Annotated in this window: 16 protein-coding genes; all 16 read right to left on the reverse strand. The window is 38.7% G+C overall.

Features of this window, described 5'->3' with window-relative positions; genetic code table 11:
• The 16 genes from CWD77_RS11560 to CWD77_RS11635 all read right to left on the reverse strand — a co-directional run bounded on the left by CWD77_RS11560 (window position 1) and on the right by CWD77_RS11635 (window position 21,187).
• Window positions 1-594, reverse strand: coding sequence for a haloacid dehalogenase-like hydrolase (locus CWD77_RS11560; protein WP_101073721.1), 594 nt, complete (start codon window positions 592-594; stop codon window positions 1-3).
• Complete coding sequence (locus CWD77_RS11565) at window positions 591-1,739, reverse strand: ATP-grasp domain-containing protein (RefSeq protein WP_101073722.1); 1,149 nt, start codon at window positions 1,737-1,739, stop codon at window positions 591-593. Before CWD77_RS11565 ends, CWD77_RS11560 begins: the two co-directional genes overlap by 4 nt.
• A gap of 1 nt (window position 1,740) precedes the next feature.
• The gene (locus CWD77_RS11570) at window positions 1,741-2,991 is read right to left on the reverse strand and encodes a glycosyltransferase family 4 protein (protein ID WP_101073723.1); all 1,251 of its coding nucleotides are present in this window, start codon (window positions 2,989-2,991) and stop codon (window positions 1,741-1,743) included.
• Between the two features lie 537 nt (window positions 2,992-3,528).
• Window positions 3,529-4,749, reverse strand: a complete 1,221-nt coding sequence (locus CWD77_RS11575; protein WP_101073724.1) for a glycosyltransferase — start codon at window positions 4,747-4,749, stop codon at window positions 3,529-3,531.
• A gap of 1 nt (window position 4,750) precedes the next feature.
• Complete coding sequence (locus CWD77_RS11580; protein WP_101073725.1) at window positions 4,751-5,854, reverse strand: glycosyltransferase; 1,104 nt, start codon at window positions 5,852-5,854, stop codon at window positions 4,751-4,753.
• Between the two features lie 216 nt (window positions 5,855-6,070).
• Entirely contained in the window at window positions 6,071-7,213 is a 1,143-nt protein-coding gene (locus CWD77_RS11585) for a glycosyltransferase (protein ID WP_101073726.1), read from the reverse strand.
• 344 nt (window positions 7,214-7,557) lie between these two features.
• On the reverse strand, window positions 7,558-8,577 hold the full coding sequence (locus tag CWD77_RS11590; protein ID WP_133120223.1) for a hypothetical protein: 1,020 nt from the start codon (window positions 8,575-8,577) through the stop codon (window positions 7,558-7,560).
• A gap of 357 nt (window positions 8,578-8,934) precedes the next feature.
• The gene (locus CWD77_RS11595; protein WP_101073728.1) at window positions 8,935-9,636 is read right to left on the reverse strand and encodes a hypothetical protein; all 702 of its coding nucleotides are present in this window, start codon (window positions 9,634-9,636) and stop codon (window positions 8,935-8,937) included.
• Between the two features lie 109 nt (window positions 9,637-9,745).
• A complete protein-coding gene (locus tag CWD77_RS11600; protein WP_101073729.1) occupies window positions 9,746-10,528 on the reverse strand; it encodes a hypothetical protein in 783 nt (260 codons plus the stop codon).
• A 614-nt stretch (window positions 10,529-11,142) separates the two neighbouring features.
• Window positions 11,143-13,815 (reverse strand): T9SS type A sorting domain-containing protein, encoded by a 2,673-nt coding sequence (locus CWD77_RS11605; RefSeq protein ID WP_165779143.1) that lies wholly within the window; start codon window positions 13,813-13,815, stop codon window positions 11,143-11,145.
• Window positions 13,816-14,437: 622 nt separating this feature from the next.
• Entirely contained in the window at window positions 14,438-15,502 is a 1,065-nt protein-coding gene (locus CWD77_RS11610) for a sugar-transfer associated ATP-grasp domain-containing protein (protein ID WP_101073731.1), read from the reverse strand.
• A gap of 256 nt (window positions 15,503-15,758) precedes the next feature.
• Window positions 15,759-16,823 carry a sugar-transfer associated ATP-grasp domain-containing protein gene (locus CWD77_RS11615; protein ID WP_165779144.1) on the reverse strand — a complete coding sequence of 355 codons (1,065 nt, stop codon included), beginning with the start codon at window positions 16,821-16,823 and terminating at the stop codon, window positions 15,759-15,761.
• Between the two features lie 19 nt (window positions 16,824-16,842).
• Window positions 16,843-17,913, reverse strand: a complete 1,071-nt coding sequence (locus CWD77_RS11620; protein WP_101073733.1) for a sugar-transfer associated ATP-grasp domain-containing protein — start codon at window positions 17,911-17,913, stop codon at window positions 16,843-16,845.
• Window positions 17,914-17,915: 2 nt separating this feature from the next.
• Window positions 17,916-19,022: a sugar-transfer associated ATP-grasp domain-containing protein gene (locus CWD77_RS11625; RefSeq protein WP_101073734.1), complete on the reverse strand. Its 1,107-nt coding sequence runs from the start codon at window positions 19,020-19,022 to the stop codon at window positions 17,916-17,918.
• Window positions 19,015-20,169, reverse strand: a complete 1,155-nt coding sequence (locus tag CWD77_RS11630; RefSeq protein ID WP_101073735.1) for a hypothetical protein — start codon at window positions 20,167-20,169, stop codon at window positions 19,015-19,017. The genes CWD77_RS11625 and CWD77_RS11630 overlap by 8 nt, the downstream gene beginning before the upstream one ends.
• Window positions 20,162-21,187 (reverse strand): ATP-grasp domain-containing protein, encoded by a 1,026-nt coding sequence (locus CWD77_RS11635; protein ID WP_101073736.1) that lies wholly within the window; start codon window positions 21,185-21,187, stop codon window positions 20,162-20,164. The genes CWD77_RS11630 and CWD77_RS11635 overlap by 8 nt, the downstream gene beginning before the upstream one ends.
• Window positions 21,188-21,200: the final 13 nt, after the last annotated feature.

A 21,200-nucleotide genomic window follows, 5' to 3' on the forward strand; every position in this document is an offset into this window, starting at 1 on the left:
TTATATGATTTTATCATGATGGATTTCATTAACTTCATCATTTTTAACTAAAAATATTTTTTTTGACATTTTCATTAATGGCAAATCTGAATATGAATCCGTATAGAGGCAGTCAATTTCATTAATTCCAATACTCATAAGATAATTTCTCTTACGAATACCATACATATTCCTATCTAGCCCCACTATCGTTCCTTTTTTAATTTTTAATAATGAACCGACTACAATCTCTTCTGGAAATAATTCTTTCAAATAAATTTCAAATGATGCAGAGATGATGACTCGTTTTTGTTTTGGGGCATTCAGGAAATCATGATAATAGACCTGATTTAACTTAATATCACCAATATACTCTTTTGCCATTATTTTCAGCTTAGAAACAGGCATGCCGCTGAGAAACAGACTAACTCCAATTTTTTTTAGTTGATCATTGTTTATTATTCCAAGTTTGTAAATAAAAGCTGCCCCTAAGTGAATAGTTCTTCTGATTAAAAATGAAAAATTTTCTTTGTGTACAGATCGATAAAACCCAAACAATGTATCTTTCTCAGTAAGGGTTTTATCAAAATCAAAAACAATCATCTGCTCTTTCATGAGAAAACTTTTTTAAAATAGCGCGTAATCGACCGACTATTAAATGTGAAAAAGAGCAGAAAAATCAGATTTTTGTGCCATTTCCCGTATGTAAAGTTAATATAGCAGGTATTGTGACGGTTCAAGCGAAAAAATTCAGCCACTCTTATTTTTCCTTTTATCAAATTGAGCAGGTCAAATGGAAAGATCCAGCGGATAAAGCGTTCCGTTTCTATCGGTTCCTGAACAGGTTGCTCCCCACTACAAAGTCTCACATAGTTTTCAAGCAGGGATGCATTGCAAAACTCTGAGAGCATGACAGATCCCCATAATCTTGGATTCAGCTCAATGATCTTCCAGGTGTGATCCCTTAGGTCGTACATAAATTCAATCATCGCAAAGCCGTTCCAGTTCAGTCTCTTTAAAAGATCAGCACCCGCATCCCTTATTTCCGGATTGTAATCCGCTTTGGAGTAAACCGTTACTCCTCCCTTTTCAGGAAAGGTGCGAATACGCCGGTGGCCGTGATAGGAAATCAGCTCACCATTTTTACAGAGATAGAAAGCGCCGTAGATTTTCCTGTCGCTTTCAATTTTCTCCTGCACCAGGTATTCGCTGTGATCAATGTCCTCCAGCAGATAAAGCTGTTCTTTCTCCTCCACATACTTCATTCCAACCGAACCTGCTCCGATATTCAGCTTGGCAATAACCGGCCTGAACTCCTTCTGCAGATCTGATATTATCTTCCCATTATATGATCTGGGAACCGGGAGAGAATGAGTTTCACAGTACTCCTGAAAAATTTTTTTATTCCGGGCAAGCTGAAACGAATCGATATCGGGAAGCAGTGAGTTAATCGCGGCTGAATACTTTTCCTTTCTTTCCAGGTAGCCGTACAATTGCAGTGTAGGCGTTTCCGAAACCGCCATATAGCAAAAATTCCCATCTGTCTCTCTCTCTTCATCGAGTGCACTATTAAGATCCCTGGTAAACTCATCACTGTTATCGCTCCGAAGTTTATACACTTTTTGACCATAAATAAGTGGAAGCGGAAAGCGAATTCCACTGGATGAAAATAGGATTAGATCATAATTATAAACATTTTTTAAAATATTGATAATATCATATGCCTTTCTTGAGTCTGCATCAGTAATCAGTATTTTCATATCACTTAACAACCTTAACCGATGGTTTGCATGTCTTTATTGTGGCAGATTCCAGCATTTCGATCAGCTCGGAATATACTTTACCTGAATCTCCTTTTTCCCGTGTTAAATCTATAGCATTTTTCTTATACCGGTTCAGTTTATCTCTGTCAAACAGAAAACTCTCGATATTGGCCACCAACTCTTCCACATTTCCGTTCATATTATTCATCCCCACACTATTGGAATCAATAATCTCTACCATCTCGCTCTGAAGCGAATTCAGAATCGGGAGACCTGCACTAAGATAGCTGAACAGCTTATAAGTCACCGTCTGCGTCAGATTATTTTTATGTTGCAAAAGCCCAAGATCTGATAAGTAATACTGCCTCAGCAGCTCTTCGTCAGAAATTCTTCCCAGGTACTTCAGGTTGGTCAATTTCTTCTCATACTCTTTCGCAATCTCCGCCTGTGGTCCCGACCCGGCTAAAGTAAACTCAGTTTTTCCCGGATGTTTTTTATCCAATACCGCCGCCGCTTTTACAATTGCGGGAATATCGTAAGAGCTCCCAAGGCTGCCCACGTAGACCATTCTCAGTACATCTTCATTTCTAACCTCTTTCCCGGAGAGCTTCAACAATTGGTCTTGAATCTTATCGAGCTCTAAGGCGGGATAAAAGCAAGCCGTTTTCCTAACTCCATCATAGCGGGATCTCGCCCAATCAAGATATCCATTAGAGATCGATGTAACCACCGTGCTGTTTTGCAAAATTCTCTCAAGCTTTTTGAAAAATGGCCGGATAAAAAACCGGCTAAGAGGTTTTAAAAATGACGGTACATCCTTGATAAATGAATCGGGCCAAGGATCTATAATATCCACAAAAACCGGAATCCCTGTCGCCTTTCCCCACTCTGTTACTGCTTCCGCAGAGCTGAGAGGTGGCATACTGATAAAGATGGCATCAGGTCGAGGCTTTTTTTTCAGTGTTTCCATCAATCGATCCGCAAAGTCCGCGTGTGCACGTACCCGTTCAAGTGAAATGTTTTTTTTGTATCCTTTTGAGAATATATACTCTATGCTGTAGCCGGGATTCTCCTCAATGGTTGTATTCTGTTTAAATCGGTGCTCTTTGGAGGGATGGTGGAAAGTGCTGGTAAAATGGGTTACACTGTGGCCCGCCCTGTTCGCCGCTTTAGCAATCTGAATAAATCGAAGCTCACCCACTTGGTCGTAAGGTGTGGGGTCAAAAAGTGATATTGTCCAGAAGTTCATTTGTATTTTTCTTTTTGCGAATTTAATTTAGCATTCTAATTGTGAAATTTATTATGCAATCATTTCTAAAAAGAAGCAGGAGTCCCATCAGACCAAGATCTCTATTCAGTTTTTTCCACTCAATTACTTCATCCTATTTAAGATCATAGATTTTAACTTTGTCTTAAATTATAATGTCTTAAACAATGACCATGAAGTACTGTAAGGAGTCTATTTATGTTTATTATTTTTTAATATGACTGCAATCATTTAAACGAGAAGTATTGGTGGATAAAAAAGTTCTGGAACCACAAGATAGATTATTAATTAGGAATAGTATTTATAAAAATATAAAAGTCATGATTATAAAATATTCTTGGTTCAAGCTGATGGTTGTATATACTTCAAATTTAGACTCCGAAGCATAGTTTGGATTGCAAATACTAAATTCTGAAACTCCAGTGACTTTTATACTTAGAAAATTGAATTACAGAAGGTAACAATATATAATGCATTATTGCAGTGCCCTTTTGCGAGAAAAACCATTCATAATTTCAATCATTTAATCTGAATTGTCACTAATTCCTCATAAAGATTCACGTAGTCCTGAAATCTATCATTCTTATCATAATGACTGATAGCTTGTTCTCTGCATTTATCTTTATAGAAGCTTTTCCCTTTCTCTGCAATTTCAACGATAGCATTTTTTATCCCTGTAATATCTCCTTGATCAACTTTTTTTCCCGTTTGCCTATTAATAGACTCCGGACTTCCGCCTGTATCGTAAGTAATAACAGGAGTTCCACAAGCCAGTGATTCAATGTTTGTAGTCGGAAAATTATCCTGCCAGGTAGGGTTTACAAATACCTCGGCTAACCCATATAGAGCCGCAAGCTGATGAACATTCTCAGTCCTGGCTATACCTGTAATTCCGGATGGCAAGTCGCTGAGCTGCTCATTATTTAGCCCAACTAGTACGATCCGGAAGCTTTTGTCCAAAATCTGTCGCAGCTTCTTAAAATCCTCGAGACCTTTTCTTTTATCCCAGACGCTGGCTACACCAAGCACTATTTTCCTTTCATCCTGCTCAAAACCTGAAGGCAGTTCTTTTGCCTGCGGTGTAAAAATATCAATGTCTACTCCATTATGGATCACATCTACTGGATATTTTTTTAAGAATGATTTCTTTACAAGCCCTGCCAGCCATTGAGATGGAGTTACTATCCGCAGATTTTCCAGGCCGTTAAATAGTTCCTTCTTTTTTTCATAGTTCCATTTTGAGTTATCGAGACCATAACTCGCAGGATAAAACCTTGTTTTGGGACAATCATAACACCCATTGATCCATTTTTTGCAGCCTACTGAGTCGAAATATGTACAGTGACCGGTAAATGGCCAGCAGTCATGAAAAGTCCAAACCACCGACTTTTGAGACTCTTTCAGAAAATTAAAGAGCACCTCTATATTTAGATAGTAACCGTGAAGATTGTGCAACCCTATTACATCAGGCTTAATTATTTTTATCTTGTCAATTAAAGCCAATGTTGCATTTTTTGACCCAAAACCGTGAAGGTCAAACATCCGGGTTTTAAGACCATGAAGCATCATTTCAGGCCTCGAGCCTACCTTGATTAATTTTGATCGACTATCCTCGCTGCCTGATACACCATAAGCAATACTACTAATATGGCCGTTTTGAATTGCTTTTCGGCCAATCTGCTCCGTGATTCGACCGGTACTGCCCGTATTTACAGACGTATTGATTTGTAATATAATCATATTATGATGGCTCTGGCGTAGTTGTAATAAATCTGTAGATTTGTTGTCCGATTCCACTTACTGAATTAGCCTGTATTTTTTTTTCACCAGCTTCACCCATCTGCTGTCGCAGAGATTCATTATTCATCAGCTTTTCAAGGTTATCCTTAAATGTTTTATCATCAAAAAGATCCACAAGATAGCCGGTCACACCATTTTCAATCATATCCGATGGACCTGCTATGCAGTTGTATGAAATAACAGGCAATCCGGCTGACATGGCCTCACCGATCACATTCGGGAATCCTTCCGAACTGGAGGTGAATGCAAAAATCTTACTTTTAAGAAAATATGTATCAACATCCGATATTTTCCCCGTTAAAATAACCTGCTCCTGCAAACCATTGTCTTCAATCACTTTTTTTAAGCGAGTCATTCCATCTTCTTTATTTGCATTTCCTCCAACGATGACGAGCTTCCAATTTCCCGGGTTTGCATTCCGGAATATGGTTAGTAACCGTTCATGATGTTTCGTAGAGATTAATCGCCCCACAGTTAAGACAATATTCTCTTTGTCGGGTACCTTGCCTTTCTTATCAACCTCACGTACGGGATTACCAATAGTACGTATATTTTTATTATAGCCTTTCTCTCTGTAGATAACCTCTGCTTTTGAAGTTTGTGATATAATTCCCGAAACACCAGGGTATAATATTTTTCTGAGGAGTTCGTGGGGGGTGTTGAGATTTTTAGCAGGGCTGCACCGATCAGAAATAAACAAGGGCACTTTTAACCCTAAAAGTGAGATTATAACAAAACTGTTCCAATATTCACCGAAACTCAATACTACATCAGGATCAACACTTTTAACCCTTTGCCGAAGAAACATTAAAGTTTTCAACGTGTGAAGTGTTCTCCATCTATCACTAAATGTCCAATCTGGCCGATGTATTTGAACACCGTCAGGCACTTCATAAAAAAGTTCTCGTTCTTTTCCGTACAGTACTAAATGTACTTTAGTATCATGCTTTGCAGAAAAAAAGCCAGCAAGTTCACTCATTACACGCTCCATTCCTCCGGATTGCAGTGTTGGAATAACAAGACATATTACTTTTTTTCTATTCACGAATTGATTAATTCTATATTTTAATAGGGTATTCAGAGGTATTAATAAATTTCAAAAAACCAATTTTCAACAATTTTTCAAACCAAAATTTACTATCTACACCCAATTTTACTTTTATAAATTATGGTTATTTACACTCTGAACTCAAGGCGGCAATCAAATTCTTTCAATCTTTTTTTATATTTAAAACAAGGTTCCAAATACTTTAATCAAAAATTAAATATTCCCCTCAAATATCTCATGATATGAGTTTAAGACTCGTTCATCATCAAAAAGTTTTGAACGCTCAATAGATTTCTTTCGATAGTGCTCCAAAAGGTGAGGGTTTTCTAAATATTGTTTCATTTTTTCTGCCAAGTCAGCGTCATCCTGTTCTGCCATCAATCCATACTCACCGCTATTGACCAGTCCCCGGCATCCTGAACAATTTGTCACAACGGTAGGTACACCCAAAATCATTGCTTCACAAAGAACCGTGGGTAATGCTTCAGAGATAGAGCTCATCACAAATACATCGCTTTTTTTTATTAAAGGGTACGGGTTGGGTAAAAACCCATGCAATATTACTGTATCTTCAAGCTTCAGACTTTTTATCAATCTGCGAATGTTCGTTTCCTCCTCTCCTGTTCCGGCCAGCTCAATTGTAAACCGGTAACCTTCATCTTTTAATATACCTGCTGCCCTTATCAACCGGTCAAACCCTTTTACCTCCATAAGACTTCCCACTGCTGAAAAGCGAAATGAGCCCTCTGTTTCTTCCCCATCATTAATTTTGGATTTACTTATGATAGATTCACGATCTACCATATTATAAATCACATCCATTTTCGGATACTTACCGAAAACCTCTATAAATTCTTCCATGGCATCTTCAGAAACGAAGTAAATCGCATCAAGCATAGAATAACGATTCTTCCTCAATTTTCGGTTATAGCTTTCCTTGCTATAGAACCGATCGTAGTTATCATGTGTTTTATATGAACTATGAATAAAAGCTACTCTCTTCTCTATGTTTTCCGAGTAAAAGAGCAGATCAGTAAAATTCGCATCCAAATAGGAGATGCCCACATCATAGGACTTTTCAATTGCCTGCATTTTTCTCTTGAAAAACCAATCAATGCTATACTGCCTGTGGATGAAACCGAATACCCGTGCAATAAAATCATTCTTAAAAAAAAATGTTGTGTTTACATAGTCAGGAATATCTTTTATGTATGGTCCTTTTTTGGAAACAACAAACAGGTCCACATTAAAACGATTTGAATCGATTTTATGCAGTAAATTAATAAGTGTCCGTTCAGCCCCTCCGGCCCGAAGTGACGGCATCAATATTAAAATATTTCGTTTCCCGGCCATCATGTTGAATTTATCTCATCCCCTTATTTATACCCTTTGAAGAGCTTTATAATATATTTTGCAATAATTTTCCGTCACACCTATGCAATTCTTGCCTGTAAATCAAACAGTTCTACAGTTCTACAGTTCTACAGTTCTACAGTTCTACAGTTCTACAGTTCTACAGTTCTACAGTTCTACAGTTCTACAGTTCTACAGTTCTACAGTTCTACAACGCAACATATAATGAAGACAAAACTGAAATTTCCTAAATATAATTAAATGTGCATAGCGCTACATTTATAAACAATAAGAATAGTATTTTATGACTGAATCAGGCAAATTATAATGATCCAACATCACTCATTTTACCGGTCACTCATTAGCTTGCCTAATTCCACGGATGTCATAAACTCAATATCCGGCCATTTTTTTGTAGCACGAGATAGAAGCTCCTTGAACTTTTTCAGGTTTCTCGTCCGGTTCTCCGGATGAATATTACCAATAAAGTTGAGGCGGTGCGCACTAATTATCGCCGGTTTTTTCCAGAGAAATGCATTATTAATTCCTTTCATACACTCACCAACGCTATCATATGTTTGTGAATATTGAGACGGTTCAAACTCACAATTTCTAACCAGATTTATCTGCTGAGAACTGTTCATCCCCCCCTGGATTCGTCGTTTCATCTCATGTTTATTTGCTCCCAGTTTTGGAAAAACTTGGTATTTCATACCCTGTATGAATTGAACACCATTTTCTTTCAGAGTACCATTCAGATCAGAATGAATAATATAATTGGGTGCGATGAAACTCTCAGAGTTCATTTTAAATATTTCTTTAAAGAGATCAAGCCCCTCTTTCAGTTCCGCCTTTTGGGTATCAAGATCAGAAGAATTATTTGTATCATATGTTGCTCTTAAATTAATGCCACTACGGGGATTATACTTAGAACCCAGCCAGTTCACGCCTTCATTGAAAGCTTTTCTGTACTTGGATCCCGGATCTCTAAGCTGTTTCATCCACTCTTTGATATTCAAGTGTTCCCTTCCATGAAATTGTGGATAGAAAATGCCGGCTTTCATTCCCTGTTGATAGTACTCCAATGGATTAAATGAAGATCGATATTTTTGATATGATTCCGTAAACACTTCAAAGCCGTACTCTCTGAATTCTGACTCCTCTATTTTCTGAAAATCGGGATTCGTCATAATGGTGTTCGCAGTAATCACGGCCGGCCGGCCGCGCGAGTCGCGAACTCCCGACAAGACCGAAAAAAGTGCATCAAAGTCATCCTCGTTTGCCAGTGAGTCGTAGGTAGCATACGGGCACAGGTCAACCCGAATCCCATTTGCCAACAACGAATCAAACACCTTTTTAGAGGGCATGCAGATACTCCCCCAGTCGTCAGATTCTATAACAATAATTTTCCGTTCTGTTCGCCAGCCCCGCCAATTGTTTAGGTGTCGAGAGATTTCCTTTTTGAATTGCTTACTATTCAACTTCTCATCAATGTTTTAAATGTCTGTTTTTATTTAATGTCAATATCAGTGTTATGTAGGAAATTATTAAGGCTTAAAACAATACGTCAACATAATACCTGTAAAACTATTAAAGGTACAATCTCGTCTGTGTTATTTTAGTGACTTTTTTGTACCGATTTTACTCTCCGTCTCATTGGCACCCTATCCTGCCAACATTAAATTTTTTGCGCATTTAGAATCAGTCCTTTTGTAAAAAACTAGTTAAACAACTGTTTCCATTTTTTTCAAATTATTAAGTGCCCACTTTATTACTTTAATATCAGAACTAGACATTCCGTTAATTTGATATTTTTTAACCCATTCCGGATGGATATGAGTTATTTTAACAGTTATTTCATTAAGATCTAAAACTTGTGCTATTGCTAAACGGTGACGACCATGCTCTTCTTTTATTAGACTCCCGTCTCTCCCTATCATTACCTTTACTGAATCCTTTGCAAGTCCTTCTATAAAACCATTCTTACTCATACTTTTAATAATTTCAACATAATATTGCATATGCATATTAACGCTTTCCACTGAATCTAAAACTACTTTTTTGCCTTTCAATTCCTTCACTTCGCCTCGGTTGACTCTTTCGATCATATCTTGATAGCGCCTGCATCTTGTATAATCTAGATCATTTTCAACAAGCTCTTGAATAAAAATAGATGTGCTGTAGTTTTTAAATAGCATCACGTCCAAATCCCAATTACCTGATAATAACAATGGCTTTCTCAACGTCAAATAGTACGGTTTATCCCTCCTCAAAATAAACTTACGAAGGTTATCTCCTTTTTTAAATGGCATCCCATATTGATGGATCAAGTTTGGATTAACTATAATTTTCAGTTCACTTTTTAGCAATTGATGCCTCTTATCAACCAAAAAATTTTTTATATTTTCTTTTAGCTCCAATCGCATAAATCCGGATCTTTCATTTAAATTTTAGCACTAAATTAATGAGAAGATGTCGTCTTAAGGGTTAGATAGAAGAATTGAGTTTATAATCTTCAACACAATTTACCTTAACTTAGGCAATCTCTTCCGCCAATTTTTTTGTGTATAGCACATTATCTGATGAATTTAATTCACTTATAATATCAGGATGATTTAAGTATTTTTTCAGATTTTTTGGTATTAATCTATCTCCCAATATTTTCTCTCTCTTCTCTTGCCATAATTTATGTCTTTTCCAGACTTGCACAGGTATCTTCTCAATATTTAGAACAATTGCCATTGACAATCTGTGATTTCCCTCAACCGTATAGAAAAACTCCCCGTTTCTGCCTATGTGCACATACAGGGGATCAATCCCTGGGTCACCGTTTCCGGCCGGCAATATTCCAATTGTTTTTATTGCAGTAAAAAGAGAATCAATATTTTCTTCGTAGTATGCCTCAATCTCTTTTATTGAATTTCGGCCCAGGACCTGCCTGTTCTTCTTTAACAAACTTTTATAATGCTGAAATAACGTTGTTTCAATCCACTCTTTCTGCTCAATATATCTTTCATAGATCCCAATATATTTCGAGAACGTTTTTAATCTTTCATTTTTTGGTATAATATTTAAATCCCAATCTCCGGATAAAACTTGCCCCTGATAGCTTAAGCCTTTTAATGACCCAGGACACCATCCATAAATGTCGTCAATGTTTATGTAAATCGTTTTATCAGTTGGAGCTAAGTGATTGTATCTAACTGAATTTATTTTTTTTTGGAGAGGAGCCATAAGGTGTTTCCCAATAAGCAATTTTAACTTAATTGACCCATCTCTGATGAAGTCTTTAAAATTTTTTCCCTTGTAATTGACCATCTCTTTCTGAAATTATGTTGAACTATAAATAGCGCCGTATTCACTTTCGTTAGTCACTATATTTGATACGCTTAATGTTTAGGTAACAATTTACTAACATTAACATAATATAGATTACATCCAACAATTGCATTAATCCTTTCTAAGGATGCATTTGTCAAACTTTTACTTCGTCTGATCAAATTGTATTTCTATATCCGAATTGATTTTATCGGTTATATTTAACAGATATGAGCACTCAGTTATATAATTAATAACTTTCAGGGTAGATTGGAGAATGAGTGAATTGAAAGTCGGCAGATGCTATAGAAATCACACTACCAATAGAAAGGCTTCGAATACAATGATTTGATTTCTACTTGAAAAATTTCTCTTAATACTATTGAGTCATTGGTTTTCTAATAAAGTCCCAAGCCCACTAAATATTCATTCTAAAAGTTCACCGCGGAGGCGTTTAGACGCAGGGACAGGGTGTTGTGGGATATGAGCAATTCTCAATTACCGGGCTAATGCTTTTGGATGTTATAAGTCAGGATAAAAAGACAGATGTTTCATTACCACCTACCCAAATCATCACCGCGGCCTTAGCGTCTCCGCGTTAAACCCTCCATGAACTATTTCATGAGCGTCATTTTCCGTGTTACAATCTCACTACCGGTGATAAACCGGTAGAAGTAGATCCCGCTGGCGAGATTACTTGCATTGAAATTTACTTCATGTGTACCTGCAGAATAATCAACATTATCAACAAGGTTTGTCACCAGCTGACCGGCCATATTATACACTTTGAGGGACACCTGCTGTGATTCGGCAATAGTAAAACGGATCTGTGTGGTGGGATTAAATGGGTTTGGGTAGTTTTGCCCTAATTCCGTTCTGAATTCCGAAGCTTCGTCTGTATTGGCCGTAGTAAACTGCCATACCGGACTCCAGCTGCCTTTTGTATCTCTAATAACGGCCTGCACCCTCCAGGAGTGTACACGGTTGGGCAGAGTAGATCTGTTTATGGTGTACTCCGTTTCTGTGATCACAACTCCCTCAGCATCTGAATAGAAAAACTCTTCGTGCTCCCCCTTCTCATTCTCCCGTGTTACATGAATAATGTAGTGTTCTGCATCTGCAACAGGGTCCCATTTCAAGCGAATTGAGTTGGGTACATTTGTGGCTTTGTTCTGTGGTGAAATCTGAACCGGCGCATCAATTTGACCGGGTTCTTCTTTGCCTTCATCATCACCTGAACCGTCACCCCCCCCGTTTTCTTCATCCAGAACTGTTGTAAATTGACGGGAAGAACTCCAGCTACTGCTGTTGCCATCCTGTATCGAACGCACCTGCCATTGGTATTGCGTATTGTGCTGAAGCTGAACAGATGGCGTAAAGGAGGTGCCATCTACATTTTGATCGATAACATAAGAAGAGCTCCCCGCTATTTTCACACGGAGCCGGTAGGAATCTGCCCGCTCGTTAGACCAGGTGAATTCCGGAGATAATGAAATATTAGTGGACCCGTTTGAGGGTGAGTTTAATGTGGGAATGGTGGGTGAAGTATCACCATCGCCACTATTATCCTGTGGCGTTCTGTCTCCATCAAATTTCACACTCCAGCCGGCGCTCTCCAACTTCTGAATGGCATTATTTACCTCATTCGTATTGGACGGCCCGGCCCCCGTCGATTGATTACTTATATCCAAGATTCCGTTTGTGCCCCAATTTTCCCATTCCGTCCCCAAACGGGATTGAACATTTGCCCACATATCAAGAATGATTTGGTCAAGATCTGATTGAGAAAGTGAATTATTTTCCACTTTAAATGTCTTGATTCCACGCATACCACTTACATAATTACCATCGCCATCCAAATTAACGGGACTAATTGCACCAACTTCATAAGAGTTTAATCTATTATCACCAAATAGAATGTAAGTCGTACTTGTCATGTTTCCAAGTGTAGCAGGTATAGCACCTGAAAAGTCGTTATCTGATAAATAAATTCTTGCTACAGATGTTGCACTCGGCCAATCCGAGGGTAGGCTACCTGTAAAATTATTTCCATGAGCAAAAATATGTCTTAGTTGGTACATACTGCTTAAATCATCAATAAATTCTCCATTTAAACCAAGGTCTTGCATCTCAATTATTTTCATTCCATTAAAAAAACCAGGGCTTGATGAATTTTTCCATGTATCAGGCAGGCTACCACTTACTTCTGTTTGGCTGATAACATAATAACTGAACTTATTTGAATCATATTCAGGGTCAATTGAACTTTTAATATTTGTATTCTTGATTGAAAATGTATGCAACTTCGGTAAGTTTCTATTATTAATATGACTTGGAAAATCACCACTTAAGGGGTTTCCACCTAATAGCAATAACACTAAGCTTGGCAAATTAGACCATGACTGAGGTATTTCACCTGTAAAACCTTGCCCACCAAATCTTACTGTCTGCAAGTTCTGTAATCCCCCCAAACTTTCAGGTAATGGGCCAGTTAATATTTCATTAATTGGATTATCTCCTCTACTATGATGAGGATCACTACCCCGAATTTGCAAGTTTTTTAGAGTTTTTGCATTTCCTACGTTATCAATATTACCAGTGTGTCCGTTATGATTTAACGCAATAAATTCAATTTTGGGTAAAGAAAATAACTCTGATGGTATAGTCGTATCATAAAAATAATTCCTTTCTAAAAATAACCGCTCAAGGTTTACCATATTTGAAATTGAAGAAGGAATACCTCCTGTAAACTTATTTCCAATATAATCATCCTTTTCAGGATAGGGCCATTTGGTTGTTTCAAGATCAACAACATTTACTTGTCTGTACCCAAGTGATGCGACACGTAAATTAGAGAGCTCCCAAAAAGATAAAGGAATATCACCAGTAAGTTTATTGAGACGAATATCTATATATTCTAATTTTTTTAAATTACCAATCGACTCTTTAAGTGCGTATCCATCTATTAATTGATACCTACCATCCTCGCTAAGAACTGGCTCATTTTTACTGTCAGTAATATAATTTCTAAGGTTATTATTAAATAATCGGAGTTCTGTAACTCGACCACTATTGTTTACAGTAACACCGTATGCAGAACCCATATTTTCAGGTGTCATGGTTTCCCACCCCGAATTATTCGTCCAGTCATGACCGTTCGTCACTTCATAGATATCCTGAAGAGCTTCGAAATCTCCCTCTAAGCTGTCTTTATTCTGTGAGAGGGTCGTGATGGGTATTATTATAATTGACGATATCAGTAGTAAAAATAGTTTCAAGGATCTCATACGTTTCTGATTCTTAAGCGGATTGAGCATCTGATAGAAGTCTGTTTGTTCATTAAAATCTACAAAAGTCCAGTTCCAGTGAATACCACTTTGCCGGCAACTTGTTTTATAAAGAGCTGCAAAAGACTTATTTGTTACAGATTTTAACAGGGAAATATTAGTTATAATTAATCTTTGGTCTGTAAAGGTTTTTTAAAAACCATTCAAAAAAGATCTTACTAACACAGGATTAGAATGTTCCAATATAAATCTCTCGATTTAAAAAATTATTAAATGAAACGCTTATGCGTTTCTGTGTAATGATTATCTTTCATGATACTTAAATACAGATGTTGGGAAATCTCAATAGAATGAGTTAATCTCTCTTTACTGTTTTTTATCAATTCCACTCAGTAAGAAAAGTTTTACACGAGCACATCAAAAAAGTATCCAGTCCGTCCCTTATCGGGATAATTCCCAACATATTAGTCTTGAAAAACTAAACAATTATAATTCACTCCTTTCCAGGGATCATCAGTAAAGGTAGTAGGCTGCCGCTGACTACCAACGTGTGAAGTTGCATAAATAGAGGTATACATCAGAACGTAGTGACATAGCTTTTATGTCCAATTAGATCTGTCACTCATTTTCCCAAAAAAAGGGGGCCAAATTGTGCATCAATATCCCAAAACCATGGATTCTTAGCATTCCATTCTAAAATAATGGGTCTTCCACTTTCATTCACATAAACGTCCCAGCCCACCAAGCCTACGTAGGGATATGACTTGTGAGCCACTTTACAACATGCAATTATATCGTCAACAAAAGGAATCCTTAATTCTTTAAACCGGTATCCTGTATCCGGATGATGCTCTCCGGCTTCCAGTCCAAATTCGTCATAAGCACTGCTGCTCACCTCTCCATTCATTTTAACAGATATCCATATTCCACCACACGATACGTTATCCACTCTATTTTTTTCTGTGCCGAATCTTAAGTTTATGAACTTGACGGCAACTTCGCCTCTCTTTTCCATATGTGTTAAAACCCGAAAAGTATTTACTGAATGCGGATAAACTTCCCTCAGAGATTTATGCTGACGAGCCACTTCCTGAAATACCAAATCAGAGTCTGCAGGAAGTTCATCTATTCTTATATGTCTTGAGTGTAAAAACAGAATTCCTTTCCCTTGCCTTCCGTTGTCCGGTTTAATCACAATTTCCCGATTCAAATTGATAAGATATTCCCGCACCTGATCCTCATCAAGGACGTTCCCCCTTCTGTCAATATATTCACCCCTTATGCGCGTCAGATGGGGTTCAACGGTTATCCCGGGAAAAAGCTTATGATCCATTGATTTAGCATCACTCAATGAAGCAAATATTTCCGGGTTTACCTTGGGCAGGATTTCAAACCGGTACACATCATCCGGAATCCAGCCCTCTATAAATTCACCGCGCATCTCAGTATAAAGTGCCAGCCACGGCCAGTATGCAGAACTGCCAAACGTTTCCCGACAGTACCGTTTAATCTCTGCCTTGAGTGGACGATTAACAATCTTATATCCCCTGATTTTAATTAAACGCTTCCTTAAGTTTCGGGCCTCATTTCTGGAGACACGATACATTGCAAATCGTTCAAATCGATCATTAAGTACTATTAAAGCACGCTTGATGCGAAATAGAAACCTAGATATCAGATCATACATATTTATTCAATTAAGGACCAGTGATTCATTTTGCAATAATCGATAACCTCCTTAATAAACTCATCAAAAAATGAGATACTACAATGTTGTACAAATTCACCTTCGATGAAATTCATAGTTATCTTATCCAAAGAACAGTTATAGAAGAACCCATAGCGTCTGAATTTTTACTATTTCGATCCAAAATTTCGGGAAATAAACCATCTATGATTAAAAGGGGGCCTGCAAAGAATATAGCGTAATGAGCAATTCAAATTTATGTTTTATTAATTATTGATTTTAGATCCCAAATCGGCCCTACATGAGGCTCTGCTTGCCACATACCCGGACGAATTGCGTTCCACTCAATCATTCTTGGTTCTGAGTCCAAGTCTATGCACACATCCCAAGCTATGTATCTCACATATGGAAAATAACTGTGATGTTGGGTACATTTTTCAATTGCGTATTTTACAGATGGAACTTTTATAGTCTTGAGTGAATTGGCGAGGCTAAGATTTTCCTGATCAACATTTAATCCTACCGAATCTAAAATACCGCTTACTGGCTTACCTTCAACATTTAAAAAACAGTATCTGCCTCCCGCATTAGTATTATCAAGCCGATTCCCACCAGTGCCAAAACGACATAAAACAAATTTAAATGAAACAGAACCGTCTGATTCAAGAAAAGTTGCAATTCTAAGCGTGTTCAATGAATGTTTATGGAATTTCGATAATACAGGATGCTGTTTGACGACTGGCTGAATAACAAAATTATCCTTGTCTTTTTCCAATTCATTAATGCCCAGATCATTGGTTTTTAAGAATCGAATATCTCTTCCTGCAAAACCACCATCTTTTTTCACGACTACCTCTTGAGCTTCTGCCCTAATTCTGTCAATCAATTTATCCATGGATATAATATTCCAGTCTTGGTCATAATAGATTCCTGATACTTTTAAGGCTAATGGTTTTACTGCAAAATCATCAAAGTACATATGGTAAAACGTTTTCATATCACTTACTTCAGAAAACCTCTTGATATTCCAATCATCCAATAGCGTAATTTGAAAGTAATCATTAGGCAGCCACCCGGGGATAAACTCACCTTTTATCTCAGTATAAACCGCGAGCCATGGCCAAAGTGAAGGGGTTCCAAACACGTCATTTGAGTACTCTTTAATCTCATCTTTTACTTTTTTAGTAACGACCTCACTGCCTGTTCTCTCTATGACACTTTGCCGAATTCCATGCGCCTTCTTTGTATACTGTTTTAGCCGATACTTTTTTAGCAACCTTTTCTTTAAGGGAGATAACTTTTTCACAATATACATACCCATTATCATCTGTTTTTAATATTCAAATTAAGCCTTTAAAGTGCGGGCCAAAGAGTGGTTCCAGAGTCCAGATCAATGGCCTCCTCGCATTCCACTCAAGTAACCGTACTTCACCCGTGGCTTCTACACATACATCCCACCCTATGATTCTTGTGAATGGGAACTTTTTGTGGGCGGCCACACAACTCTCCACGGCTTTGGCAAAACCGGGAATTTTCATCCCCTGATAGGTAAAACCATGTTCGGGATGTTTCGCTTCTGTAATAAGTCCCATTCCTCGGTAGGCATCAGAACAGATGTAACCGGAAGAGTCAATATTTGCATATAAACCTCCCGAACTGGTATTATCCACTCTTGATTCACCCCGCCCAAACCTTATATAAGTCAAAACAGGTTTCAAAGGGCCCTCATCTGTCCTGAAAGTGATAATCCTGATCGTGTTTACAGAATTGCCCGAAAATAGTGCCATCTCTTCATGCTGTTTAATGGCCGGCTGTATAACAAAGTTAGAGTTTACATCCAATAGATCCGTGTTAAATTCATCTGTGGACACAAATTGTGTATCGTGCCCGCCCCGGCCTCCATCGGTTTTTATGACAACTTCATGTCCGTAATCCTTTAATCTTTCAGATAAATGATCTTTAGAAAGCGGTTCATAGTCAGAATTGTACCACTGCCCTGAAATTTTTACCGCAATCGGCTTTACCGCGAAATCACCGAACAGCTGATAATCAAAGGTTTTGTACAAACTTACTTCACTTAATTGATTCCATTTGGGAAGCAAACGAAACCGATAGTAGTCAATCGGTAACCACCCTTCCAAAAACTCCCCTCTCATTTCTGTATAATATGCCAGCCACGGCCAGTAGTCGGGTGTTCCAAATTGGCTTGATGAGTATTCCTTTATTCTTTTCTTTAATTTAGTATTTATAATTTGTTTTCCATTGCGAAACTTCACAACCTCGCTCCGAAGGTGGTTTGCATTAACCCTTGAAATCTTATGGCTTAATGTATTCTGAACCCCTGTACAAACTGAGCCGATAGAAATTTTTACTCTGCTAATCGATCTCGCTAAAAAATCGTATCTATCCATGTCTATTTTCTTGACCAATGTCGTTCTATGCAATATTGCTTTACCTCATCCATAAACTCTCCGAAAAAAGGCTGGCCCGGATACTGTGAAAACCGGATACTGTGCCCTTTGGTGTTGATCTCAATAATCCTCCATGATCCGCTGCTATCGTAGCAGAGGTCAAGGCCAACCACTCGGAGCTGGAACATTTTGGATCCGACTTCCAATGCAAGGTTTTTCAATTTTTTAAATTCAGGCAGTGCCTGGTCGAAAGCCAGACCCGTAACGGGATGAGTTTTAAATTTTTGCCCGTACCGGTCGAGCGCGTATCCGTGTAGCCTCCCATTCTCCCTGACAAGGGAGATCAGCCCCCCGGAGGCCACGTTGTCCAGCGCACCCCCGTTACCCATTCGCTGTGCAATATTCACAATATGTGTCTTATTATCGATTACAGACTTATATAGATAGACCCGTACCGTGTTGAGACTCGGGGGGTGTAATCTGCTTTGGATTTCGTTCTGCGTAATCCTTTCCTGCACCACAAAGTTTTTTTTCTCTTTAATTTTAGTGAGCAGCTCTTCACTGTTCTCAACAAAGTGTATGGCATTCCCGCCCCAGGAGTCCATATTCGGCTTCAGAATAGCCGGGTAGTGAAACTGCTCCGCCAGCTCTTTTAGATTTTCCGGTTTCACGCTGTTGTAGTTTGTATCCAGAAGCTCTCCGTCAATGTTGTGAAGGTAATCTTTGGGAAAAATCCCTTCTGAAAACCAACGGTTATAGAGGCTCTTGTTCCCCAAATAGTGCGCTTCGGGTATCCTGTTCAGGCTTGGCTCTATATCGGCCTGAAAGATCTCTTCCGGAATAATTTTGGGATCGGCGTCACCAGAAATCGCCTCGCAGATTCGCAGCGTATCAGGCCTGAAGGTGGATTGGAAATCCGACCAGTATTCCCGGTGAGCCTTCTCTTTTACTTTTGTTGCTTCTTCTCTATACTCCGGGTGTTTGTCAAACACAATACCATGTCTCTTTTTCCACGCTTTTTTTGCTCCTCTGCTTCTTGTGCTGTAGTTAAAAGCACTTTTAACATGCTCTTTCAACGACATGTTTCCGGATAGTATTCTCTTAATCATCTTCACCCGTTATCAATCGACCAATATGTACCGATGTCATAAATTCAACCTCCGGCCATGTTTTCAATATCCCTTCAAGCACCTCTTGTAACATCTTCAAAGATCGGTCCCTGTTTTTGGGGTCAAGATATCCAACATAATTAATCCGATGGCTGCAGATTACAGCCGGCTTATTCATCCGAAATGCTGCCTGCACCTGTTTTAAACAACGTTCTACAGGATCATCAATCCCGTTTTTAAACAGCGAAGGTTCAAAAAGTACATTTCTGACCAAGTAAATCTGTCCATACTTGTTTCTCTCACCCAGCGTACGGGGATGCAGTTTTACTCCACCTTGGGGTATCGGCTCCTTCATTTTGCGGTTCCCCTGGTAGTATTTCACTCCATACCTGTTCATCTTTTCATCATAATCTGAGCTCCATAGGTAGTTGGGCGGGATAAATGAATCCGACCGGTACCCAAAAAGCTCCTCAAAAAGATCGAGCCCCTCCAGGATAATTTCCAGCTTCTCCTCTTTATCCTCAACACTACTGTAGTTCAGCGTTTCAACGTACCTATTTCCCCCTTTTACACCACGGGGAATCGATCCGGGGATACCATGCTTAAAACCGAATATTGCGTCGCGATCGCCCCGTCGCAGTGCGTTCATGAACATCGAAACATTCAGATGTTCTCTTCCATGCGATTGTGGGTAGAATAGTTTCTGCTCCAACCCTTCTTTCCAAAGATTAAAACATCGGCCGTGTTCGGGATACCGCTTGAAAGTCTCCGTGATCGGTTCATAGTGATACTCCTTAAATCCGGACGCCTCTATTTTTCCAAAATCCGGATTTGCCACGAGTGAGTTCGCTGTAATGACCGGATGGTTACCATTAAAGTCCTTAAACCCTGACAGCAATTCAAAAAGCAGTTCAAGATCGTTCTCACTCGCCAGGCTGTCATATTTTTCGTAGGCGATTCGATCAACCCTGTAACCCGCTTTCAAGCATTTATTGAAGACCTGTTTTGACGGCATTCGGATACTGCCCCAATCGTCCGATTCAATCACAATAATTTTACGGTCTGTTGTCCATCCTCCCAGATTAGTGATGTATGGTCCAAGCTTTCGCTTAAACTTTTGCATCCCCCTTACAATCGTGCTATACATTCGATTTTACCAGGCTTTTCAGGCAAGATTCAACCATCCAATGCTGAGGGTTAAAAGGTCCCGGGTGCCAATTCATCATTTCATCCCAATACCCTTCACAAGATTCATACACTTGGGTGGTAAAACCAAAACTAATCTCAACAATCATCGGCTTCCCGTTACTGTATACATAATCCAGTGCAAGAGACTGGCTGTTCAGTTTTTCCGCAAGCTGGAATGATAGCCGTATGGTCTCCTCATCAAAAAGCTCTTTCCTGTACTCCACCTCACCACTGCCGGATGCCCGGAAATCATTTTTCCTTACAAGACGTTTGATAGCGAACGCCTTTTCATCGATTACAATTATACGTGTGTCGGAGTCATTTTCAGGTATGAAATCCTGAAAATAGACATAGCCTCTTTCATTGCCTGCAATCCTGTCAAATTCAGTTGTATAACCAAGCCTTACAACTCCTTTAAAAACATTCCATAGTGAGTTTTTTCCTATTCTGTATAAACGCCATCTCTCCTTTAAATTTGAACCGGGTTCATACTGGCTAAATCCTTTACCAAATGCTTTCTTAATCATTTTACGAGCAGTACGTCGATCTCTTATCAATCGGACCTGAGAAGAGCCCGCGCCTCTGCGAAGCTTAAACACTTTCGGAAATTCAGTAGAATCAGCCCAATTCAATGCCTTATCCTTCTCGTAAAACAGATAAGAAGGAACAATTGGTGCCCCCATAGCCTCCAATAGATAGGTTTGTCCTACCTTGTCATCAAAATGCCAGCCGGTATGAAAATCAGGGAATACTTTTTTCCCGGCAGTTTGCAGTGAATAGACCAGCTGTTTGGCAAAAAGAATGTCTTTACAATTTGTTTGATGGAAGTGCCACATCACTATATCACAGTCCCTTACATCATCAATAATGGATGTGCTATAGCAGTCTACGATTTTATATGGAATACTGTTTTTTTCACAATACTCAATCCAGTGGCTACTGAAACCGTCTTTTCTGTGGTGAATGGCAATTTTCATAGTCCTGATTTAT

It is taken from the genome of Rhodohalobacter barkolensis, from assembly GCF_002834295.1.
GTDB lineage: Bacteria > Bacteroidota > Rhodothermia > Balneolales > Balneolaceae > Rhodohalobacter > Rhodohalobacter barkolensis.

What these genes read in the sequence shown, in the direction of transcription:
- CWD77_RS11560 (WP_101073721.1), bottom strand. Translation starts at nt 594, where the DNA reads ATGAAAGAGCAGATGATTGTTTTTGATTTTGATAAAACCCTTACTGAG.
- CWD77_RS11565 (WP_101073722.1), bottom strand. Translation starts at nt 1,739, where the DNA reads ATGAAAATACTGATTACTGATGCAGACTCAAGAAAGGCATATGATATT.
- CWD77_RS11570 (WP_101073723.1), bottom strand. Translation starts at nt 2,991, where the DNA reads ATGAACTTCTGGACAATATCACTTTTTGACCCCACACCTTACGACCAA.
- CWD77_RS11575 (WP_101073724.1), bottom strand. Translation starts at nt 4,749, where the DNA reads ATGATTATATTACAAATCAATACGTCTGTAAATACGGGCAGTACCGGT.
- CWD77_RS11585 (WP_101073726.1), bottom strand. Translation starts at nt 7,213, where the DNA reads ATGATGGCCGGGAAACGAAATATTTTAATATTGATGCCGTCACTTCGG.
- CWD77_RS11590 (WP_133120223.1), bottom strand. Translation starts at nt 8,577, where the DNA reads ATGCCCTCTAAAAAGGTGTTTGATTCGTTGTTGGCAAATGGGATTCGG.
- CWD77_RS11595 (WP_101073728.1), bottom strand. Translation starts at nt 9,636, where the DNA reads ATGCGATTGGAGCTAAAAGAAAATATAAAAAATTTTTTGGTTGATAAG.
- CWD77_RS11600 (WP_101073729.1), bottom strand. Translation starts at nt 10,528, where the DNA reads ATGGTCAATTACAAGGGAAAAAATTTTAAAGACTTCATCAGAGATGGG.
- CWD77_RS11605 (WP_165779143.1), bottom strand. Translation starts at nt 13,815, where the DNA reads ATGAGATCCTTGAAACTATTTTTACTACTGATATCGTCAATTATAATA.
- CWD77_RS11610 (WP_101073731.1), bottom strand. Translation starts at nt 15,502, where the DNA reads ATGTATGATCTGATATCTAGGTTTCTATTTCGCATCAAGCGTGCTTTA.
- CWD77_RS11615 (WP_165779144.1), bottom strand. Translation starts at nt 16,823, where the DNA reads ATGGGTATGTATATTGTGAAAAAGTTATCTCCCTTAAAGAAAAGGTTG.
- CWD77_RS11620 (WP_101073733.1), bottom strand. Translation starts at nt 17,913, where the DNA reads ATGGATAGATACGATTTTTTAGCGAGATCGATTAGCAGAGTAAAAATT.
- CWD77_RS11625 (WP_101073734.1), bottom strand. Translation starts at nt 19,022, where the DNA reads ATGATTAAGAGAATACTATCCGGAAACATGTCGTTGAAAGAGCATGTT.
- CWD77_RS11630 (WP_101073735.1), bottom strand. Translation starts at nt 20,169, where the DNA reads ATGTATAGCACGATTGTAAGGGGGATGCAAAAGTTTAAGCGAAAGCTT.
- CWD77_RS11635 (WP_101073736.1), bottom strand. Translation starts at nt 21,187, where the DNA reads ATGAAAATTGCCATTCACCACAGAAAAGACGGTTTCAGTAGCCACTGG.